Source organism: Citrobacter sp. B72 (genome assembly GCF_016894305.1).
GTDB lineage: Bacteria > Pseudomonadota > Gammaproteobacteria > Enterobacterales > Enterobacteriaceae > Citrobacter > Citrobacter portucalensis.
The window spans coordinates 1,283,702-1,300,536 of sequence record NZ_CP069801.1; the positions used below are offsets into that span (position 1 = coordinate 1,283,702).

Sequence of the window (16,835 nt, forward strand, 5' to 3'; positions counted from 1 at the left end):
TTTTTTTATCTGTTGTCTGTCGGTGAGCGCTCTCCTGAGGAGGACAAATCCGCCGGGAGCGGATTTAAACGTTGCGCAGCAACGGCCCGGAGGGTGGCGGGCAGGGCGCCCGCCATAAACTGCCAGGCATTAATTTAGTGAAGAAGCCCATCCTGACGGATGGGCTTTTTTGCGTCTGTGCGGGGCAAAAACCGCCGGATGCGGCGTGCCGCCTTATCCGGCCTACAGGGGCTGGGCTGAACGTATTTTGTAGGCCTGATAAGCGCAGCGCATCAGGCAACACGGCGGTACATTGCCGGATGCGGCGTGCCGCCTTATCCGGCCTACAGGGGCTGGGCTGAACGTATTTTGTAGGCCTGATAAGCGCAGCGCATCAGGCAACGCGGCAGTACATTGCCGGATTCGACGTAACAGCCTTAATCGACCAACAAAAGCACACTGTCTCGATCTACTACACGGATCTCTCCCTCGAACATATCTGAATCCTTTCTCTGCTAATTAAAATCGTGATCTTTACCGCATAATAAGATATAACAATTATATAACATTCCATTCACCAAAAAACACACGACCATCATTGATAAATTCACGCGATTGTTGGCAGGGGTACAATTCTAATGGCTGATAGTAGTGTAACTGAGAACGGGGCGCTGGCAGACGGCGATACCCGCCGTCGTATATGGGCGATTGTCGGAGCATCATCAGGGAATCTGGTCGAATGGTTTGATTTCTATATCTATTCATTCTGCTCTCTTTATTTTGCTCATATCTTTTTTCCATCAGGAAATACCACCACACAACTCTTACAAACCGCTGGCGTTTTTGCCGCTGGCTTCTTGATGCGACCAATTGGAGGCTGGCTGTTTGGCCGTATCGCGGATAAGCACGGGCGTAAAAAGTCCATGTTGCTGTCCGTTTGTATGATGTGCATGGGATCGTTGGTGATCGCTTGTCTACCGGGATATGAAACTATCGGTACCTGGGCGCCTGCGCTATTACTGCTGGCAAGGCTATTCCAGGGGTTATCTGTCGGTGGTGAATACGGAACCAGCGCGACCTATATGAGTGAAGTCGCCGTTGAAGGTAAGAAAGGTTTTTATGCTTCATTCCAGTACGTAACGTTAATCGGCGGACAGTTACTGGCATTACTGGTTGTGGTCATATTACAGCACACGTTAGAAGACTCAGCGCTCAGAGAGTGGGGTTGGCGTATTCCATTTGCGTTGGGTGCCGTGCTGGCTATTGTTGCGCTATGGCTGCGTCGCCAACTGGATGAAACCTCGAAACAGGATGTTCGCGCGCTGAAAGAAGCGGGTTCCCTGAAAGGTCTGTGGCGTAATCGCAAAGCTTTTGTCATGGTGCTTGGTTTTACCGCCGCGGGATCATTGTGTTTTTATACGTTCACAACCTATATGCAGAAGTACCTGGTTAACACAGCCGGTATGCATGCCAACGTAGCCAGTGGGATTATGACGGCGGCACTGTGTGTGTTCATGCTGGTACAACCGCTGTTCGGCGCCTTGTCAGATAAAATTGGCCGACGTACTTCAATGCTGTGTTTTGGCGCGTTGGCCGCGATTTTCACCGTTCCCATTCTGACAGCATTGCAAAGCGTAACATCCTCGTATATGGCGTTTGCTCTGGTGATGTGTGCCCTGTTAATCGTCAGTTTCTATACGTCAATTAGCGGTATTCTGAAGGCCGAAATGTTCCCGGCACAGGTACGCGCTCTGGGGGTCGGCTTATCTTATGCGGTGGCCAATGCGCTGTTTGGCGGTTCAGCCGAATATGTCGCGTTGTCCCTGAAGTCTGTCGGTATGGAAACGACATTCTTCTGGTACGTCACTGCGCTGGCAGTCGTTGCGTTTTTAGTATCGCTAATGCTGCATGGGAAAGGGAAAGGTCTGCGCCTCTAGTAATGTGCCAGTTGCCAGACCGCATAGCCGGTAGATGCGCCTGCAACATCCCAGGCGAAGTCCTTCCAGCTCCAGCCGCTCCCAGCGGGACGGCTGTCCCACAGCTCTTTTGACGCACCCAGGCTGACTGAGAACATCAGGCCGATAGCCGCACTGCGATCGCGGCTGTTGCCCTGATGTTGGGCATATTCATTGCCGGCTGCGGCAAGCATGGCGGAGGCGATGAAGTGTTGAGCTTTGTCTTGCCCGCTCCACTGGTCGTTAGCCATATGGCTGCAGCCCGAAATGGCAAGGATACTGGTAAGAATGAACAGGCGCACCGTTGCCTCCATATGAAAAACCCCGTCACTGGACGGGGTCTTGATTACAGAATACGGCTAATTAATCTGTCGATACGAATACGGCGTAGTCGACGGATGAGCTTACGCACTTTGACTGGATAGTCAGCAATGCTTTGCAGGTCGCGATAGTGCTTAACGACGGTAGTATGCGTACGGATAAGCTCCAGCTCTTTATCGCGCTGAGGGGTGAGCTCTTGCTTAGGATCGTGAATAAGGATGGCGTTTTCCAGATCCAGACGCCAGGCGCGAGGGTTAAGGTTGTTGCCGGTGAGCAGCATCCATTTATCATCAACCCACATACCTTTCAGATGATAGGTGTTGTCATCATCTTTCCATAGGCGTACGACCAGCTGGTCGGTATTCACGTAATACTGCAATCTGCTCAAGAAACGGCGCAGATTGATTTCATACAGATAAGGCAGCGCACCGATGATCTTGAATGGCTCATCTTCCGGGATGAAAAAGTCGTTGGCGGTTTTATCACCGACAATGATTTCAACCTTTTTCCCTTCACGCAGCAGTTGAATGATATTGCGCACCAGTATGGCGGGAAGGTTGAAATAAGGGGTACAGATTGTAAGCTTGTGCTCCGCGCAGGGCATAAGATGGAAAATGGTCTTATTTAATAGACTGGATTTCCCAAGGCCCACCAGAGGCGTAACCGAAAGCTGTTCGTTATCAGCATCACCCTGAAAATGGAATGACGCATCGCGCAGTTCCTGACGGTACAGGCGGATGTCGTTTTTAATTTCTGGGCTTTTAGGGCGGTTGATATCATCAAGACGGTTAACGCCGCGACCGTTCATCAGGTTTTGCGTCACCCAATCGAACATGATATCGGCCATTTGCGCGTTGCGAATCAACTGATAACGGTCATAGCGATATTTATCATGCTGATGCAGGTAAACATCGTTCAGACTGGCCCCGCTGTACAGGACGCTGTCATCAATGATAAAGCCTTTGAAATGCAGGACGCCAAGCGCTTCACGGGTGTTAATCGGGACACCGTAGACAGGAATATCGATACCAGGGTTTTCTTGCGCCATTCGGCAATACCAATCAGCATTGGTATTGGATGCCGCAGCACCAATACGACCGCGCTGGGCTCGGTGCCAGTCGACAAGCACCCGGACATCCAGCTCAGGACGCTGCCGTTTTGCCGCATAGAGAGCGTCAAGTATGCCTTTACCACCGTCATCCTGTTCCAGGTACAGCGCAATAATGCAGATCCGTCGCGTCGCGCTGGCTATTTTTTCCAGCAGAGTCTCCCTGAAATTAGCGGGAGCATAAAAGAAATCTACATCATCAACTGACTGAGAAATCTTGGGTAGTTGGGCAAGGTGTTGTTGATGTTTATTACGCTTAAATTTTGACAACATCACAGTGCATTTCTTCTCTGTTCATTGAAGGGTCCTCTGTGCTATGCAGACGACATAAGCGGGCAATGATACCACCAGTACCCATTAATGTGGTCAACATTTCCAGTACCTTACTCACGATTCCTCACATTGGGCCAGATTAAGCGTTAGCCCAACAATTCCCTCTTCGAGCTGGACGTCAACAACAAACCCGAGTTTTCGGGCCAGGGCGACCATCCCACGATTGTTCGGCATCGTAATACCATTCAAACGTATAAGTCCGTGATCTCGAGTATAGGCAATTAATTTTTCCATCAATCGGCGACCCAGTCCAAGCCCTTTGAGATCGGAACGAACCAGTACGGCAAACTCAGCGTCTACGTTATCAGGATCCGAGATTGCTCGCGTTACGCCGAGGATCTCTTCGTGATTATCTTTACAACGCACCGCAACAAAGGCCATTTCCCGATCGTAGTCGATCTGCGTCATATTGGCTAAATCTTCGTGGGTAAATTCGTTGATCTCACTGAAATAGCGATAATAAAGATCTTCTTTTGTCACCTGAGAAATGAACTGCTGAAGATGAGGTTCATCCTCCGGCAAAATGGGGCGGAACAGACAGCGCTCGCCGTTCTTCAACTCCACCCACTCTTCAAGCTGATGAGGGTAGGGACGTACAGCCAGTCTGCTTTCGTTATCGCCCGTAAAAGGGGCAATATCCAGCGTAACGTCCAGCGCGGTAAATTCTCCGGCCGAGGCCAGCAGCGGATGAATATCCAGACGCTGAATTTCCGGGCAATCGACGATCAGGTTGGAGACCTGCACCAGAAGTTGGCTCAACCCGGCGATATCCAATGGGCGCAGTGCGCTGCGCGCGCGGATCTTTTTATTTTTGATCCCCTGGATCACCAGATAACGCGCCAGATTCATGTTTAATGGCGGCAATGCCACCACGGCTTGATCTTCCGGTCGCCACTCAACACCACCTTCACCCAACATAATCAACGGGCCAAATACCGGGTCGTGTTCAACGACGACACGAAGCTCCTGAGCGCCGGCGCGATTCGCCATACTTTGCACTAATAAGCCGTGAATGCGTGCCTGCGGCCAGGCCATTTTTACCCGATCGAAAATTGCATTGGCGGCCTGCTGCACTTCAGTGGCTGTACGCAGGTAGAGCATCACCCCCTGAACTTCTGATTTATGCGGAATATCAGGAGAACGCAGCTTGAGCGCCACCGGGTAGCCGATTTGCTCCGCGATGTGTACGGCCTCCGCGCTGTCGCTGGCGATCCACGTTGGCAGCGTGTGTAAGCCATAAGCCTGTAAAATCGGCTGCACTTCATGGGTATCAAGCGATGTCGCTCCTTCAGCAATCGCCCGCTGTAACAGATTATGCGCTTCGGCGGTGTTGGAGGTCAGGCTGTCAGGCAGCGCAGGCGTTTCTCGTAGCTGCTTCTGGTTTCGCCGATACTCCACCATATGCATAAATGCGGTGATGGTACCTTCCGGCGTGCGGTAGGTGGGCAGTCCGGCTTCGCTAAACAATCTGCGGGCTTCCTGAGAGGAAAACTCTCCGCACCAGTTGGTCAGCAACGAGACGAATTTTCCTCGGGGGTGATGCTTTACCGCTTCAATCAATGCCAGTGCGCTTTCGGTTCCGGGAGCGGCTGCGCTGGGTGAATGAATCACCATCAGCGCGTCGAAATCCTGGCTGGCGAGCAAAATATCCAGTGTCTTAACGTAGTGTTCGCTGCTGGCATCATCACGCAGATCCAGCGGGTTGGCGATATCAACATGTTCAGGCAACGCATCACGTAATTTCTGGCAGGTGTCTTCACTCAACGTCGCCAACTTGCCATTTTTTGACCACAGTTCATCTAATGCCAGTGCGGCAGGCGCGGCCCCATTGCTGATGATCATCAGCCTGTCGCCACGTAGTGGACGCATGTGACTCAGGGTTTCGACCGCCGAGAACAGCTCGTGTGTGTCTTGTACGCGTAGTAAACCGGCGCGCTGAATAGCGGCATCCCACGCAGGGTCCATCCCGGCGCTGGTATGCAGTAAACGCTGCGCCGCTGGACTACGACCGCTCTTAATCACCAGAATAGGTTTATTGCGCGAGGCGCTGCGGGCGGCGGAAACAAAGCGTCGGGCATCACTTAAATGTTCGAGATACAGCAATATCGCGCTGGTTTTGCTGTCGCGCGCCAGGTAATCCAGCAGCTCATCAACGTCGATATCCAGGCTATCACCCAGCGCGATAAAGTAAGAAAAGCCCATTTCTCTCTGCTGTGCCCAGTCGAGTATGGTATTGGATACGGCAGCGGATTGAGAGATAAAAGCCAGCTTGCCGCGCTTAATCGGGACGGGGGAAAAGCTGGCGTTAAGCCCTTGCCAGGGCGCGAGAAGTCCCAGGCTGTTGGGGCCCAGCAAACGTATGTTGTAGCGTGATGCGCAGGCCAGCAGCTCTGCGTGCTGCGCCGCGGGAGCTGAGAGAATAATGCAGGTTTTACAGCCTTTCTCGCCGAGCGCTTCGAGTAACGCCAGGTTACGGCTGGCATTGGTGCACAACACGGCGAGATCCGGGCTAAAGGGCAGGCTGTTGATATTGGGCCATGCCAGTACGCCCAGGACCGCTTTCCATGCGGGCGTCACCGGTAAAACAGGCCCATTGAAACCGCCGGCAAGCAGGTTACGCATCATCAGGTAACCCGCGCGATTAGGCTTCATTGACGCCCCTATCACCGCAATGGATTTCGGTCGCAGTAGTGCTTCCAGACCACGCTGACTCATATCGGCTTCCTTAATGACACCAGTGACCGAATGATTTTAAACGTTTTCTGATGAATCTGCTGTGACGCTTCCCTGATGTTGAGTTTTTCCTGCCAGGTAGCGGGTTTTAAAGCGAGTGAAATGATCGCTTAACCCTTCTGCGGCTTGCGTATCTCCCGCCAGATCCAACAAGGCGATGGCCACTTCGGCAGTGCAATATTGCCCTTCAGCGTGAACGCCACGCAGGTGGTAAGCTGAAAGGCGTGATAAATCAACGGAGATCACCGGTAGGTTATCGAGGTACGGGCTTTTGCGGAACATTTTACGCGCCTCAGGCCAGGTACCGTCGAGCATGATAAACAATGGTGGCTTACCGGCTGGTGGCGTGAAAATCACTTCACGCTCTTCACCCGCATAGGAGGCCGGGAATACAACCATCGGCTGGTAATCTGGATTTTTCACCAGTTCCAACAGCGCCTGCGGCGGCTCGGTGCGTGACCACTGAAAAGCCGTGGTATCGGGCAGAATATCAGCAATCAAACGCCCCGTGTTGCTGGGCTTCATCGGCTCGGTATCAAACATCACCAGACAAAAGCGACTTTTTGCCTCAGAGGGTGCCAGCGTTGCGCACAAGCAGAGTTTCTGCGGCAGCAGGCAGCGCTGACAGCGGCGGACGCGATTACCTCGGGCAAGGAAAGGACGCGTGGCGCGCGCGAGGCGCTCAGCGCGTAACTGAAGAACAGCGTTATCGGTCATGGGGAAACACGTTGAAAAACGCTATTGTCGCAGAGGTGAAAACGGGGCACAAGATGCGCCCCGTAGAGATTATAATGATTCGTTAAGCCAGCTATCAAACGGGGCTTTTGGTACAGCGCCGTTAAGCATGTCGACGATTTCCCCTTTTTTGAAAATCATAATGGTCGGAATGCTGCGGATACCGAAACGGGCGCTGAGTTCACGTTCGGCTTCCGTATTCACTTTAACAAAACGCACTTTACCGCTACGCTCTTCCGCGACATCTTCAAAAATCGGGGCGAAGTTACGACATGGACCACACCAGGGGGCCCAAAAGTCAACGACCACCGGGAGATCGTCTTTTAACAGTTTATCCAGTGTCTCACCGGTCGCATTGATCACCTCCCCATCAAACAGGTCGTGACCACAGCGTCCGCATTTAGCCGCTTCCTGGACGCGATCGTCGGGGATGCGGTTGATAGCCTGGCAGCTGGTACAAACGGTATTCATAACTAACCTCTGGATGAGTGGAGTGGACTTCACGGCAGGAACGCCAGTATGTTTCTATTATGTTACATATTATCGGGGAGTCTGTTCTAAACAACAATGCGTTTTATTCAATGAGTACAATAGTCCTTAGCTTTTAAATGAAATAATGGCTAACGACGTGCACATCGGGTAATCTGCGCGCTTCGCGCAGAGCAGGTGGAGAAAAACATGAGCGACGAACTGAAGAACAAAAACGGCAAGGTCAAAGTGATGTACGTCCGCAGTGACGATGACTCGGATAAACGCACCCAAAATCCACGTACTGGCAAAGGCGGTGGTCGCCCCGGTACTTCCCGAGCCGAAGGCGGTCGTCGCCCTGCCCGTGATGACCGAAAGGGTCCGAACAGCGAACGCGGTCGTGAACGTGGTCGTGACCGCGATGTAGAACGTGACCGCAGACGTGAAGATTCACCGTGGCGTACCGTGTCCCGCGCACCGAATGATGACGCGGCGGATAAAGCCGATCACGGCGGTATTAGCGGTAAGAGCTTTATCGATCCTGAAGTATTACGCCGTCAACGTGCGGAAGAAACCCGCGTTTACGGTGAGAATGCCTGTCAGGCTCTGTTCCAGAGTCGTCCGGACGCCATCGTCCGCGCCTGGTTTGTTCAGAGCGTAACCCCGCGCTTTAAAGAAGCATTACGCTGGATGGCTGCAAACCGCAAAGCCTATCACGTGGTTGACGAAGCCGAGCTGGCGAAAGCCTCTGGCACTGAACACCATGGAGGCGTCTGTTTCCTGATCAAAAAACGTAACGGTACTACCGTTAAGCAATGGGTCGGTCAGGCAGGGGCGCAGGATTGCGTGCTGGCACTGGAAGATATCGCTAACCCGCACAACCTGGGCGGAATGATGCGTAGCTGCGCCCACTTTGGTGTGAAAGGCGTGGTGGTACAGGACGCGGCGCTGCTGGAATCAGGTGCGGCCATCCGTACAGCTGAAGGTGGTGCAGAGCACGTTCAGCCGATTACCGGCGACAGCATTGTTGATGTGCTGGACGACTTCCGCCAGGCGGGTTACACGGTTGTGATGACCTCAAGTGCGAAAGGCAAACCGCTGTTTACTACCACACTGCCGGAAAAAATGGTGCTGGTATTAGGGCGTGAGCGTGAAGCTCTGCCAGAAGCAGCATGCTCAGCCGACGATTTGTGCATAGCGATTGACGGCACTGGCAAGGTAGAAACGCTCAACGTTTCTGTGGCAACAGGCGTGCTGCTCGCGGAGTGGTGGCGTCAGAACAAAGCCTGATAATAAAAATGCCAGCGAATCGCTGGCATTTTTTTACTCGCTTTCTGCGGGTAATACCGGCATCCAGTCAATTGGCTTTTCACCTCGTTGTTCCAGCCATTCATTCGCCAGTACAAAGTGATTGCAGCCAAAGAAACCGCGATGCGCAGAGAGCGGTGATGGGTGGGGCGCTTTCAACACATGGTGACGCTGCGTATCAATAATCGCGCCTTTCTTCTGTGCGTGAGAACCCCAGAGCAGGAAAACCACGCCTTCCCGATGTTGGTTAATCAGGCTGATGACTTTATCGGTAAATGTTTCCCATCCAAGGCTGGCGTGAGAATGCGCCTGACCGGCGCGGACGGTGAGTACGGTGTTGAGTAACAGTACCCCCTGGCGTGCCCAGCTTTCCAGATATCCGTGCGTTGGGCGCGTGAAACCTGGAATCGTTGCCTCCAGCTCTTTGTACATGTTCAGCAACGAGGGGGGAGTGGCAATGCCGGGGCGAACAGAGAACGCGAGACCGTGTGCCTGGCCTGGACCGTGGTAAGGATCCTGACCCAGGATAACGACTTTCACGTCACCAAGCTCGGTAAAGCGAAAAGCGTTAAACACATCTTTTTGCGGCGGATAAATTGTCATACCTGACTGACGCTCGCCGGCAACAGTATGCAGTGTGTTAACAAAATAAGGCTGCTGTTTCTCTTCAGCCAGCACATCGTGCCAGGTTAATTCGGTGGCCATCTCGCTCTCCTGCGAATTTTCAATCCCCCTAGCTTAACTGCTTCTTTCGACGTCGCAAAATTCTGTACGTTACTCAATGGTCTACCACTTAAAGATAGTTGAAAATTTATGTAAAAAGTTTAGCTGCGCACATGGCGTAAGTTGATGTAAAACAATAAAATCCACCTATCACCACTTTTCATGTATGGTTTTTATTGATTTAAATCAAGGATTCAAGGGTGTGTGAGGGGTATATATACACTCAAGCAACAATGGTTTTACCAATTGGCCGGATGACGGCCAACCGAGATCAAATAATTTTGCCGGGGAGGCATCAAATGATTACAGGTATCCAGATTACTAAAGCTGCAAACGACGACCTGCTGAACTCTTTCTGGCTGCTGGACAGCGAAAAAGGCGAAGCTCGCTGCATCGTTGCGAAAGCAGGTTTCAATGCTGATGAAGTCGTTGCAGTCAGCAAACTGGGCGAAATCGAATACCGTGAAGTACCGGTAGACGTACAGCCGGAAGTCCGCGTGGAAGGTGGTCAGCACCTGAACGTGAACGTTCTGCGTCGCGAAACGCTGGAAGATGCAGTTAAGCATCCGGAAAAATATCCGCAGCTGACCATCCGTGTTTCGGGTTATGCAGTGCGTTTCAACTCTCTGACCCCAGAACAGCAGCGCGACGTTATTGCTCGTACCTTTACTGAGAGCCTGTAAGGCTCACGGGGAATAACCCCGTTTAGCAGAGAATCAAAAAGCGGAAGATGCCAGTGCGTCTTCCGCTTTTTTGCATCTGTTAGTAAAAGATCCTCACCGCGCAATACACCAAAAGCAGCGCCAGAATGATATTCAACTGTCGACCGTAATGGCGAAAAACGCGCTGAAAAAGATGGCCCGCCAGCGCCCAGCAGGCATTCCCGAAGGTGCCTATCAGCGCTAACAGAATACTTACCCCAATCAGCCAGTGGGCGTCCTGAGTGTACGGTAATACAAACGTGGATAACGCGGTAATGCCGTATAAAATGATTTTCACGTTAACAAACTGCAAGCCAAAACTTGCCCAGAAGCTAATCGGCTCTGACTGCAATCGAGCGTTCGAGGTCGGGCTGGTGGCGATCTTCAGCGCCAGCCACAGGATATAAGCGGCCCCAGCCCAACTAAGCCAATGGATGATGGCTGGATCCATGACTGCCAGTGAAAATGAAATCCCGGCGCACATCAGCATGACGATTAAAAAGCCCAGACTCATTCCGGCCAGTACGCGTGTACTCTGACGAAAACCGTGTGACGTCGCGGCACTGAGCGCAAGGATGTTGTTTGGTCCGGGAGTTAGCGCGGTAATCAATGTATAGGTCCAGAATGCACTTAAAAGGGTGGGGGTCACTTGTTATCTCCTCTGTTTTGATAGACAGTACCCGAGATAAAACATTTAAAAAAATGAATGTTTTTGCATTCTGGATTCGATATTTTCGATGGGTTGATGCGGATGGATTTACGTCGGTTTATTACGCTAAAAACGGTGGTGGAAGAGGGCTCATTTCTGCGGGCATCACAAAAACTGTGCTGTACGCAATCAACGGTTACCTTTCATATTCAACAGCTTGAGCAAGAGCTTTCGGTGCAGTTGTTTGAAAAAATTGGTCGCCGGATGTGTCTCACCAGTGAGGGAAAACGGCTGATGCCGCATATCCATGACCTGACGCGCGTGATGGCATCGATTCGACAGTCGGCACATCAGGGTGCGCAGCCGAGCGGCGATCTACGTGTCGCAACAGGCGAAACGCTGCTGGCGTATAAAATGCCGCAGGTTTTACAGCGATTTAAACAACGTGCGCCCCATGTGCGGCTGTCTTTACAGTCGCTCAACTGTTATGTCATTCGCGATGCGTTGCTCAGTGACGAGGTCGATCTGGGGGTCTTTTATCGGGTGGGTAATGACGATGCCCTGGAGTTGATGCCGCTTGGCGATCAGTCACTGGCATTAGTTGCTTCGCCACTGCTTCAGCACGTTGATTTTACTCAGCATAACCAGCACATTCCCTGCAGTTTTATCATTAATGAGCCGCAATGTATTTTCAGACAACGCTTCGAGGGGCTATTGCGTAAACGACAGATTACGCTGGAAAATACCATTGAGTTATGGAGCATTGAAAGCATTAAGCAGTGTGTATCGGCAAATCTTGGGATCAGCTTTTTACCGCGTTTTGCCGTCGAGAAGGAGTTACGTTCAGGGGAGTTGATTGAATTACCGTTCAGTGAACAACCTGAGTTAATTACGGCATTGTGTGGTTATCATGCCGGAAAAGTCGTTAGTCCGGCGATGCGGGTGTTTCTTGAGTGCATTGAAGAGAGTTTTGCATCACGTGAAAAAATGCCGGGCTAAATGGCCCGGCATTCGGTTTACTCTTTGTCGGACTGCTGGGTAGCAGCTCCGCTCGGCTTACGACGTTTGCCGATATTTTTGGCGTCGCGGTGACGTTTTTTCACCCGCGGCTTCTCTTTCTCTTTCGCCTTTTTCTCAGCGCGCTTCGCCAGCACTTTCTTGGATGGCTTACCGTTAGATTTCTCACTTGGCGCGCGCGTGGTTGGACGCAGTTCGTCAATGACGCGAGCTTTCAGCGGTTCGTCAATATAGCGGCTCGCTTTGCCGAGCAGCAGGTGGTCGTGCGCTTCAACCAAAGAGATCGCAGTGCCTTTACGGCCAGCACGACCGGTACGGCCAATACGGTGCAGATAGGCATCGCCACTGCGCGGCATGTCGAAGTTAAACACGTGGCTGACGTCAGGAATATCGATCCCGCGAGCGGCGACGTCGGTTGCTACCAGCACGTTCACACGACCATCGGTCAGGCGTTTGATCGCTTCGTTACGTTTGTTCTGCACCATCTCGCCTTCGAGATAGCAGTTATTAATGCCCGCCTGGCGCAGCCAGCCTGCCAGCTCGTGCACACGCTCACGTTTGCGTACGAAGACAATCGAGCGAGTCGCTTCCGGCTGTTTTAACAGGTGGATCAGCATGGCAGTTTTGTGCTCGATATCATCGGCACGGTAGTAAAACTGATGGATCTTCTTGCGTTCACGGGTGGACGGATCCGCTGAGACTTCGACCGGGTCTTCCAACAGACGCTCGGCAAAATCTTTAATCGCATCGCCTTCCAGCGTGGCGGAAAACAGCATGGTTTGTTTACGCCAGCGTGTTTCACCGGCGATATGCTCGATGTCCTGGGCAAAGCCCATGTCCAGCATACGGTCTGCTTCATCGAGAATTAGCGTTTCAACCGCATGGCAGTCGAAGTTTTCTTCTTTAATGTATTGCAGCAGACGACCCGTGGTGGCGACCACGATGTCCTGGTTTTCGCTAAAGACTTCCATGTGGTTCATGTAAGCCACGCCGCCGGTAATCGTAGCGATATCCAGATGTGTATTCTTCGCCAGCTCACGAGCGTGTTCGGCAACCTGCATCGCCAGTTCGCGCGTTGGCGTCAGGATTAAAATGCGCGGCGGACCAGATTTCTTGCGCGGGAAGTCGAGCAGGTGCTGCAACGCTGGCAGCAAATATGCCGCCGTTTTACCGGTGCCTGTCGGCGCAGAACCGAGTACATCACGGCCATCGAGCGCAGGCGGAATGGCGGCAGCCTGAATGGCGGTCGGGCGAGTGAAACCTTTTTCCTGGAGGGCATCCAGAAGGCTTTCATCGAGTTCAAGTTCGGAAAAAGTCGTTACAGTCATGTTCTACCTCTGAGTGGGGCGCTGATTATAGACGTTACGGCTGCAATCTTCATCTGTTTGTATGGATATACCTTCTCAGGTATTGTTTTTATCCTATGTTATCGTTTTTTTTCCAGGAAGGTTGTTCTTCATGCCCCAGTCTACATCCGTACTGAGACGTAATGGATTTACTTTTAAGCAGTTTTTTGTGGCACACGATCGCTGTGCAATGAAAGTCGGAACAGACGGCATTTTATTGGGGGCCTGGGCCCCCGTTGCGGGCGTAAAGCGGATCCTGGATATTGGTACCGGGAGTGGCCTGTTGGCGCTGATGTTGGCCCAGCGCACTGATGAAAACGTCATCATTGACGCCGTGGAGCTTGATGTCGATGCCGCGCAGCAGGCGCAGGAGAACATCGCGCAATCTCCGTGGATGCATCGCGTGAGTGTTCATACAGAAGATGCGCAGCAGTGGATACCGCGTCAGACCGTGCGTTTTGATTTGATAATCAGCAACCCCCCCTATTATGAACAGGGCGTGGAATGTGCTACACCGCAGCGCGAGCAGGCGCGCTATACCACCACGCTCGATCACCAGGCGTTGCTTACGCTGGCGGCGGACAGCATTACGGAAGAAGGTTTTTTTTGTGTAGTGCTGCCGGAACAGATTGGGAACGCGTTTACCCAGCAGGCATTAAGTATGGGCTGGCATCTGCGATTACGTACGGATGTAGCAGAAACGGAAGCCCGACTACCGCATCGGGTATTGCTGGCATTCTCCCCGCAGGCCGGGGAGTGCTTTAGCGACAGGCTGGTGATTCGTGGGCCAGACCAACGTTACTCTGAAGGTTACACGGCACTGACCCAGGCGTTTTACCTGTTTATGTGATGACTTAGCGGCGAGAGAATGGACGGGCCGGCTTCTGGAAGCTGCTCTGGGTAATCCAGCGTGTAGTGCAGGCCCCGACTCTCTTTGCGCATCATTGCGCAGCGGACAATCAGCTCGGCAACCTGCACCAGATTGCGCAGTTCCAGCAAATTGTTCGACACGCGGAAATGGGCGTAATACTCGTCGATTTCCTGTTGCAGCATGGTGATACGGCGCAGAGCGCGCTCCAGGCGCTTGGTCGTACGCACAATACCGACGTAATCCCACATAAACAGCCGCAGCTCATGCCAGTTATGCTGGATAACAACCAACTCATCCGGATTTTCTACCCGGCTTTCATCCCAGCCCGGGAGCGTGCTAACGCCGCGAGCATAAGGCATGCGCCTGTCGATATCTTCAGCCGCGGACCAGCCATAAACCAGACACTCCAGCAATGAGTTCGATGCCATCCGGTTGGCGCCATGCAGGCCGGTGTAACTCACTTCGCCGATCGCATACAGCCCGTCGACATCGGTACGGCCAAAGTCATCCACCATCACACCGCCGCAGGTATAGTGCGCGGCAGGCACGATGGGAACCGGCTCTTTGGTTAAATCAATGCCCAATCCCAGCAACTTTTCATAAATCATCGGGAAATGCTGACGAACAAATTCTTCCGGCTTATGGCTGATATCGAGGAACATGCAATCTGCACCAAGGCGCTTCATTTCATGATCAATGGCGCGGGCGACAATATCGCGGGGAGCCAATTCGCCACGTTCGTCAAAATCGGGCATAAAGCGTGAACCGTCCGGGCGCTTCAGGTGCGCTCCTTCGCCGCGCAGCGCTTCGGTCAGCAGAAAATTGCGCGCCTGCGGATGATACAGCGCTGTCGGGTGAAACTGGTTAAACTCCAGGTTGGCGACGCGGCATCCTGCGCGCCAGGCCATTGCAATCCCGTCACCCGAGGAAATATCCGGATTGGTGGTGTATTGATACACCTTTGACGCGCCGCCGGTGGCCAACACTACCGACTTCGCATGGCAGGTTTCGACGGCTTCTTTATTACGATTCCAGATCCATGCGCCGACAACCCGACGCGTTCCCGGCAGACCGATTTTATCGGAGACAATCAGGTCGACGGCGTTGCTACGCTCAAGAACCCGGATATTGGGGTGATTTTGTGCCTGGCTGACGAGGGTGGTTTCGACTTCTTTGCCGGTAGCATCCGCAGCGTGCAGGATGCGTCGATGGCTGTGACCGCCTTCACGGGTCAGGTGATAGCTCTCTTCGCCGTTAGGCTGAACCTGTGTATCGAATAAGACGCCCTGATCGATAAGCCATTGAACGCAGGTGCGAGCATTGCTGGCGACAAATTCAACCGCATGGCGATCGCACAGCCCGGCCCCGGCAATCAGCGTATCTTCAACGTGGGAGTCGATACTGTCGGTTTCATCGAAAACCGCGGCAATACCCCCCTGGGCATAAAATGTCGAGCCTTCGCTGACCGGCCCTTTGCTCAGGACAATAACCTGATGTTTTTCAGCCAGGCGCAGCGCCAGTGAGAGTCCGGCAGCTCCGCTGCCAATGATCAGCACGTCACAGGATAATTCAGGAGTCGTATTCATGATGTTTGTTTAATTTACTAAACAGTGTTTGGTCACCATAGCACCACATTGCGCGATACTGCACGTTTTATTTTTAAATGTGTTGCAATGACTAAACATGAAAGAAAAGCATGATGAGGGCGAAATAGGCAAAAATATTTTGTGAAGCAGGCCGTTAGCATCAGATTATGTGATGAAATAAAGTGCCCGTTGGGTTACTCTGCAAGCGGTGAAATGGGCATTTCTGTACAGATAGTGCGTTGATCGGGTTATGTAGACTTATAATGAGAGATAAGACCTGTCTACAACATGACAAACAAAAAACAATGCGTAACGGAACTTTACGAAACTTGAGCACTCTAAGCATTTGCTTGCTCATAGTGAAGCTGATGGAGTGGCGTTTCGAAAGCGCGTGGAAATTTGGTTTGGGGAGACTTTACCTCGGATGAGCGAGCAGTTAACGGACCAGGTCCTGGTAGAACGGGTCCAGAAGGGAGATCAGAAAGCCTTTAACCTACTGGTAGTGCGCTATCAGCATAAGGTGGCGAGTCTGGTTTCTCGCTATGTACCGTCGGGTGATGTACCCGATGTAGTACAAGAAGCATTTATCAAAGCCTATCGTGCGCTGGACTCGTTCCGGGGAGATAGTGCTTTTTATACCTGGCTGTATCGTATTGCAGTCAATACAGCGAAGAATTACCTGGTCGCTCAGGGGCGTCGTCCACCTTCCAGTGATATTGATGCGATTGAAGCAGAAAATTACGAAAGTGGCGGAGCACTGAAAGAAATTTCGAACCCTGAGAACTTAATGTTGTCAGAAGAACTGAGACAGATAGTTTTCCGAACTATTGAGTCCCTCCCGGAAGATTTACGCATGGCAATAACCTTGCGGGAGCTGGATGGCCTGAGCTATGAAGAGATAGCCGCTATCATGGATTGTCCGGTAGGTACGGTGCGTTCACGTATCTTCCGAGCGAGGGAAGCTATTGATAATAAAGTTCAACCGCTTATCAGGCGTTGACG

The 16,835-nt window shown here is 52.2% G+C and carries 16 protein-coding genes; 7 read left to right on the forward strand and 9 right to left on the reverse strand.

Features of this window, described 5'->3' with window-relative positions; all coding sequences use genetic code 11:
- The first annotated feature begins 617 nt into the window (after window positions 1-617).
- Entirely contained in the window at window positions 618-1,916 is a 1,299-nt protein-coding gene (locus tag JQN59_RS06020; RefSeq protein ID WP_149608319.1) for an MFS transporter, read from the forward strand.
- Here JQN59_RS06020 and JQN59_RS06025 read toward each other — a convergent pair.
- The 5 genes from JQN59_RS06025 to trxC form a co-directional block, all read right to left on the reverse strand.
- Window positions 1,913-2,248: a YfiM family lipoprotein gene (locus tag JQN59_RS06025; protein ID WP_153687927.1), complete on the reverse strand. Its 336-nt coding sequence runs from the start codon at window positions 2,246-2,248 to the stop codon at window positions 1,913-1,915. The two genes, JQN59_RS06020 and JQN59_RS06025, sit on opposite strands and share 4 nt — an antisense overlap.
- Window positions 2,249-2,280: 32 nt before the next feature.
- Window positions 2,281-3,636 carry a CDP-diacylglycerol--serine O-phosphatidyltransferase gene (gene pssA, locus JQN59_RS06030; protein WP_003835350.1) on the reverse strand — a complete coding sequence of 452 codons (1,356 nt, stop codon included), beginning with the start codon at window positions 3,634-3,636 and terminating at the stop codon, window positions 2,281-2,283.
- Between the two features lie 114 nt (window positions 3,637-3,750).
- Entirely contained in the window at window positions 3,751-6,411 is a 2,661-nt protein-coding gene (locus JQN59_RS06035; protein WP_057066699.1) for a bifunctional acetate--CoA ligase family protein/GNAT family N-acetyltransferase, read from the reverse strand.
- Between the two features lie 36 nt (window positions 6,412-6,447).
- Window positions 6,448-7,146 carry a tRNA-uridine aminocarboxypropyltransferase gene (tapT, locus tag JQN59_RS06040; RefSeq protein WP_003835347.1) on the reverse strand — a complete coding sequence of 233 codons (699 nt, stop codon included), beginning with the start codon at window positions 7,144-7,146 and terminating at the stop codon, window positions 6,448-6,450.
- 69 nt (window positions 7,147-7,215) lie between these two features.
- Entirely contained in the window at window positions 7,216-7,635 is a 420-nt protein-coding gene (gene trxC / locus JQN59_RS06045) for a thioredoxin TrxC (RefSeq protein WP_008785506.1), read from the reverse strand.
- 207 nt (window positions 7,636-7,842) lie between these two features.
- On the opposite strand from trxC, the gene JQN59_RS06050 reads away from it, so the two are divergent.
- On the forward strand, window positions 7,843-8,922 hold the full coding sequence (locus JQN59_RS06050; protein WP_020996710.1) for a tRNA/rRNA methyltransferase: 1,080 nt from the start codon (window positions 7,843-7,845) through the stop codon (window positions 8,920-8,922).
- Window positions 8,923-8,955: 33 nt separating this feature from the next.
- Here JQN59_RS06050 and ung read toward each other — a convergent pair whose 3' ends face one another.
- Complete coding sequence (ung, locus tag JQN59_RS06055) at window positions 8,956-9,645, reverse strand: uracil-DNA glycosylase (protein WP_008785504.1); 690 nt, start codon at window positions 9,643-9,645, stop codon at window positions 8,956-8,958.
- Between the two features lie 317 nt (window positions 9,646-9,962).
- On the opposite strand from ung, the gene grcA reads away from it, so the two are divergent.
- Window positions 9,963-10,346, forward strand: coding sequence for an autonomous glycyl radical cofactor GrcA (gene grcA, locus JQN59_RS06060; protein ID WP_003037563.1), 384 nt, complete (start codon window positions 9,963-9,965; stop codon window positions 10,344-10,346).
- A gap of 79 nt (window positions 10,347-10,425) precedes the next feature.
- Here the strand turns inward: grcA and eamB are convergent, their stop codons facing one another.
- A complete protein-coding gene (gene eamB / locus JQN59_RS06065) occupies window positions 10,426-11,013 on the reverse strand; it encodes a cysteine/O-acetylserine transporter (protein ID WP_048215759.1) in 588 nt (195 codons plus the stop codon).
- Window positions 11,014-11,115: 102 nt separating this feature from the next.
- On the opposite strand from eamB, the gene JQN59_RS06070 reads away from it, so the two are divergent.
- The gene (locus JQN59_RS06070; RefSeq protein ID WP_149608318.1) at window positions 11,116-12,012 is read left to right on the forward strand and encodes a LysR family transcriptional regulator; all 897 of its coding nucleotides are present in this window, start codon (window positions 11,116-11,118) and stop codon (window positions 12,010-12,012) included.
- A 17-nt stretch (window positions 12,013-12,029) separates the two neighbouring features.
- Here the strand turns inward: JQN59_RS06070 and srmB are convergent, their stop codons facing one another.
- Window positions 12,030-13,358, reverse strand: coding sequence for an ATP-dependent RNA helicase SrmB (srmB, locus tag JQN59_RS06075; RefSeq protein WP_003835340.1), 1,329 nt, complete (start codon window positions 13,356-13,358; stop codon window positions 12,030-12,032).
- Window positions 13,359-13,488: 130 nt separating this feature from the next.
- Here srmB and trmN point away from each other — a divergent pair, with 130 nt between their 5' ends.
- Window positions 13,489-14,226, forward strand: a complete 738-nt coding sequence (trmN, locus tag JQN59_RS06080; RefSeq protein WP_048215761.1) for a tRNA(1)(Val) (adenine(37)-N(6))-methyltransferase TrmN — start codon at window positions 13,489-13,491, stop codon at window positions 14,224-14,226.
- Here trmN and nadB read toward each other — a convergent pair.
- Window positions 14,211-15,833 (reverse strand): L-aspartate oxidase, encoded by a 1,623-nt coding sequence (gene nadB / locus JQN59_RS06085; RefSeq protein WP_003037572.1) that lies wholly within the window; start codon window positions 15,831-15,833, stop codon window positions 14,211-14,213. The two genes, trmN and nadB, sit on opposite strands and share 16 nt — an antisense overlap.
- Window positions 15,834-16,096: 263 nt before the next feature.
- Here nadB and rseD point away from each other — a divergent pair, with 263 nt between their 5' ends.
- Both rseD and rpoE read left to right on the forward strand, forming a co-directional pair.
- Window positions 16,097-16,261: a rpoE leader peptide RseD gene (rseD, locus tag JQN59_RS06090; protein ID WP_122973798.1), complete on the forward strand. Its 165-nt coding sequence runs from the start codon at window positions 16,097-16,099 to the stop codon at window positions 16,259-16,261.
- On the forward strand, window positions 16,258-16,833 hold the full coding sequence (rpoE, locus tag JQN59_RS06095; protein ID WP_003037573.1) for an RNA polymerase sigma factor RpoE: 576 nt from the start codon (window positions 16,258-16,260) through the stop codon (window positions 16,831-16,833). The genes rseD and rpoE overlap by 4 nt, the downstream gene beginning before the upstream one ends.
- The last annotated feature ends 2 nt before the right edge of the window (window positions 16,834-16,835 follow it).

Coding starts and splice junctions, on each gene's coding strand:
- tapT (WP_003835347.1), bottom strand. CDS start 7,146: ATGACCGATAACGCTGTTCTTCAGTTACGCGCTGAGCGCCTCGCGCGC.
- JQN59_RS06020 (WP_149608319.1), top strand. CDS start 618: ATGGCTGATAGTAGTGTAACTGAGAACGGGGCGCTGGCAGACGGCGAT.
- trxC (WP_008785506.1), bottom strand. CDS start 7,635: ATGAATACCGTTTGTACCAGCTGCCAGGCTATCAACCGCATCCCCGAC.
- ung (WP_008785504.1), bottom strand. CDS start 9,645: ATGGCCACCGAATTAACCTGGCACGATGTGCTGGCTGAAGAGAAACAG.
- JQN59_RS06070 (WP_149608318.1), top strand. CDS start 11,116: ATGGATTTACGTCGGTTTATTACGCTAAAAACGGTGGTGGAAGAGGGC.
- trmN (WP_048215761.1), top strand. CDS start 13,489: ATGCCCCAGTCTACATCCGTACTGAGACGTAATGGATTTACTTTTAAG.
- rseD (WP_122973798.1), top strand. CDS start 16,097: ATGAGAGATAAGACCTGTCTACAACATGACAAACAAAAAACAATGCGT.
- rpoE (WP_003037573.1), top strand. CDS start 16,258: ATGAGCGAGCAGTTAACGGACCAGGTCCTGGTAGAACGGGTCCAGAAG.
- grcA (WP_003037563.1), top strand. CDS start 9,963: ATGATTACAGGTATCCAGATTACTAAAGCTGCAAACGACGACCTGCTG.
- srmB (WP_003835340.1), bottom strand. CDS start 13,358: ATGACTGTAACGACTTTTTCCGAACTTGAACTCGATGAAAGCCTTCTG.
- nadB (WP_003037572.1), bottom strand. CDS start 15,833: ATGAATACGACTCCTGAATTATCCTGTGACGTGCTGATCATTGGCAGC.
- pssA (WP_003835350.1), bottom strand. CDS start 3,636: ATGTTGTCAAAATTTAAGCGTAATAAACATCAACAACACCTTGCCCAA.
- JQN59_RS06025 (WP_153687927.1), bottom strand. CDS start 2,248: ATGGAGGCAACGGTGCGCCTGTTCATTCTTACCAGTATCCTTGCCATT.
- JQN59_RS06050 (WP_020996710.1), top strand. CDS start 7,843: ATGAGCGACGAACTGAAGAACAAAAACGGCAAGGTCAAAGTGATGTAC.
- JQN59_RS06035 (WP_057066699.1), bottom strand. CDS start 6,411: ATGAGTCAGCGTGGTCTGGAAGCACTACTGCGACCGAAATCCATTGCG.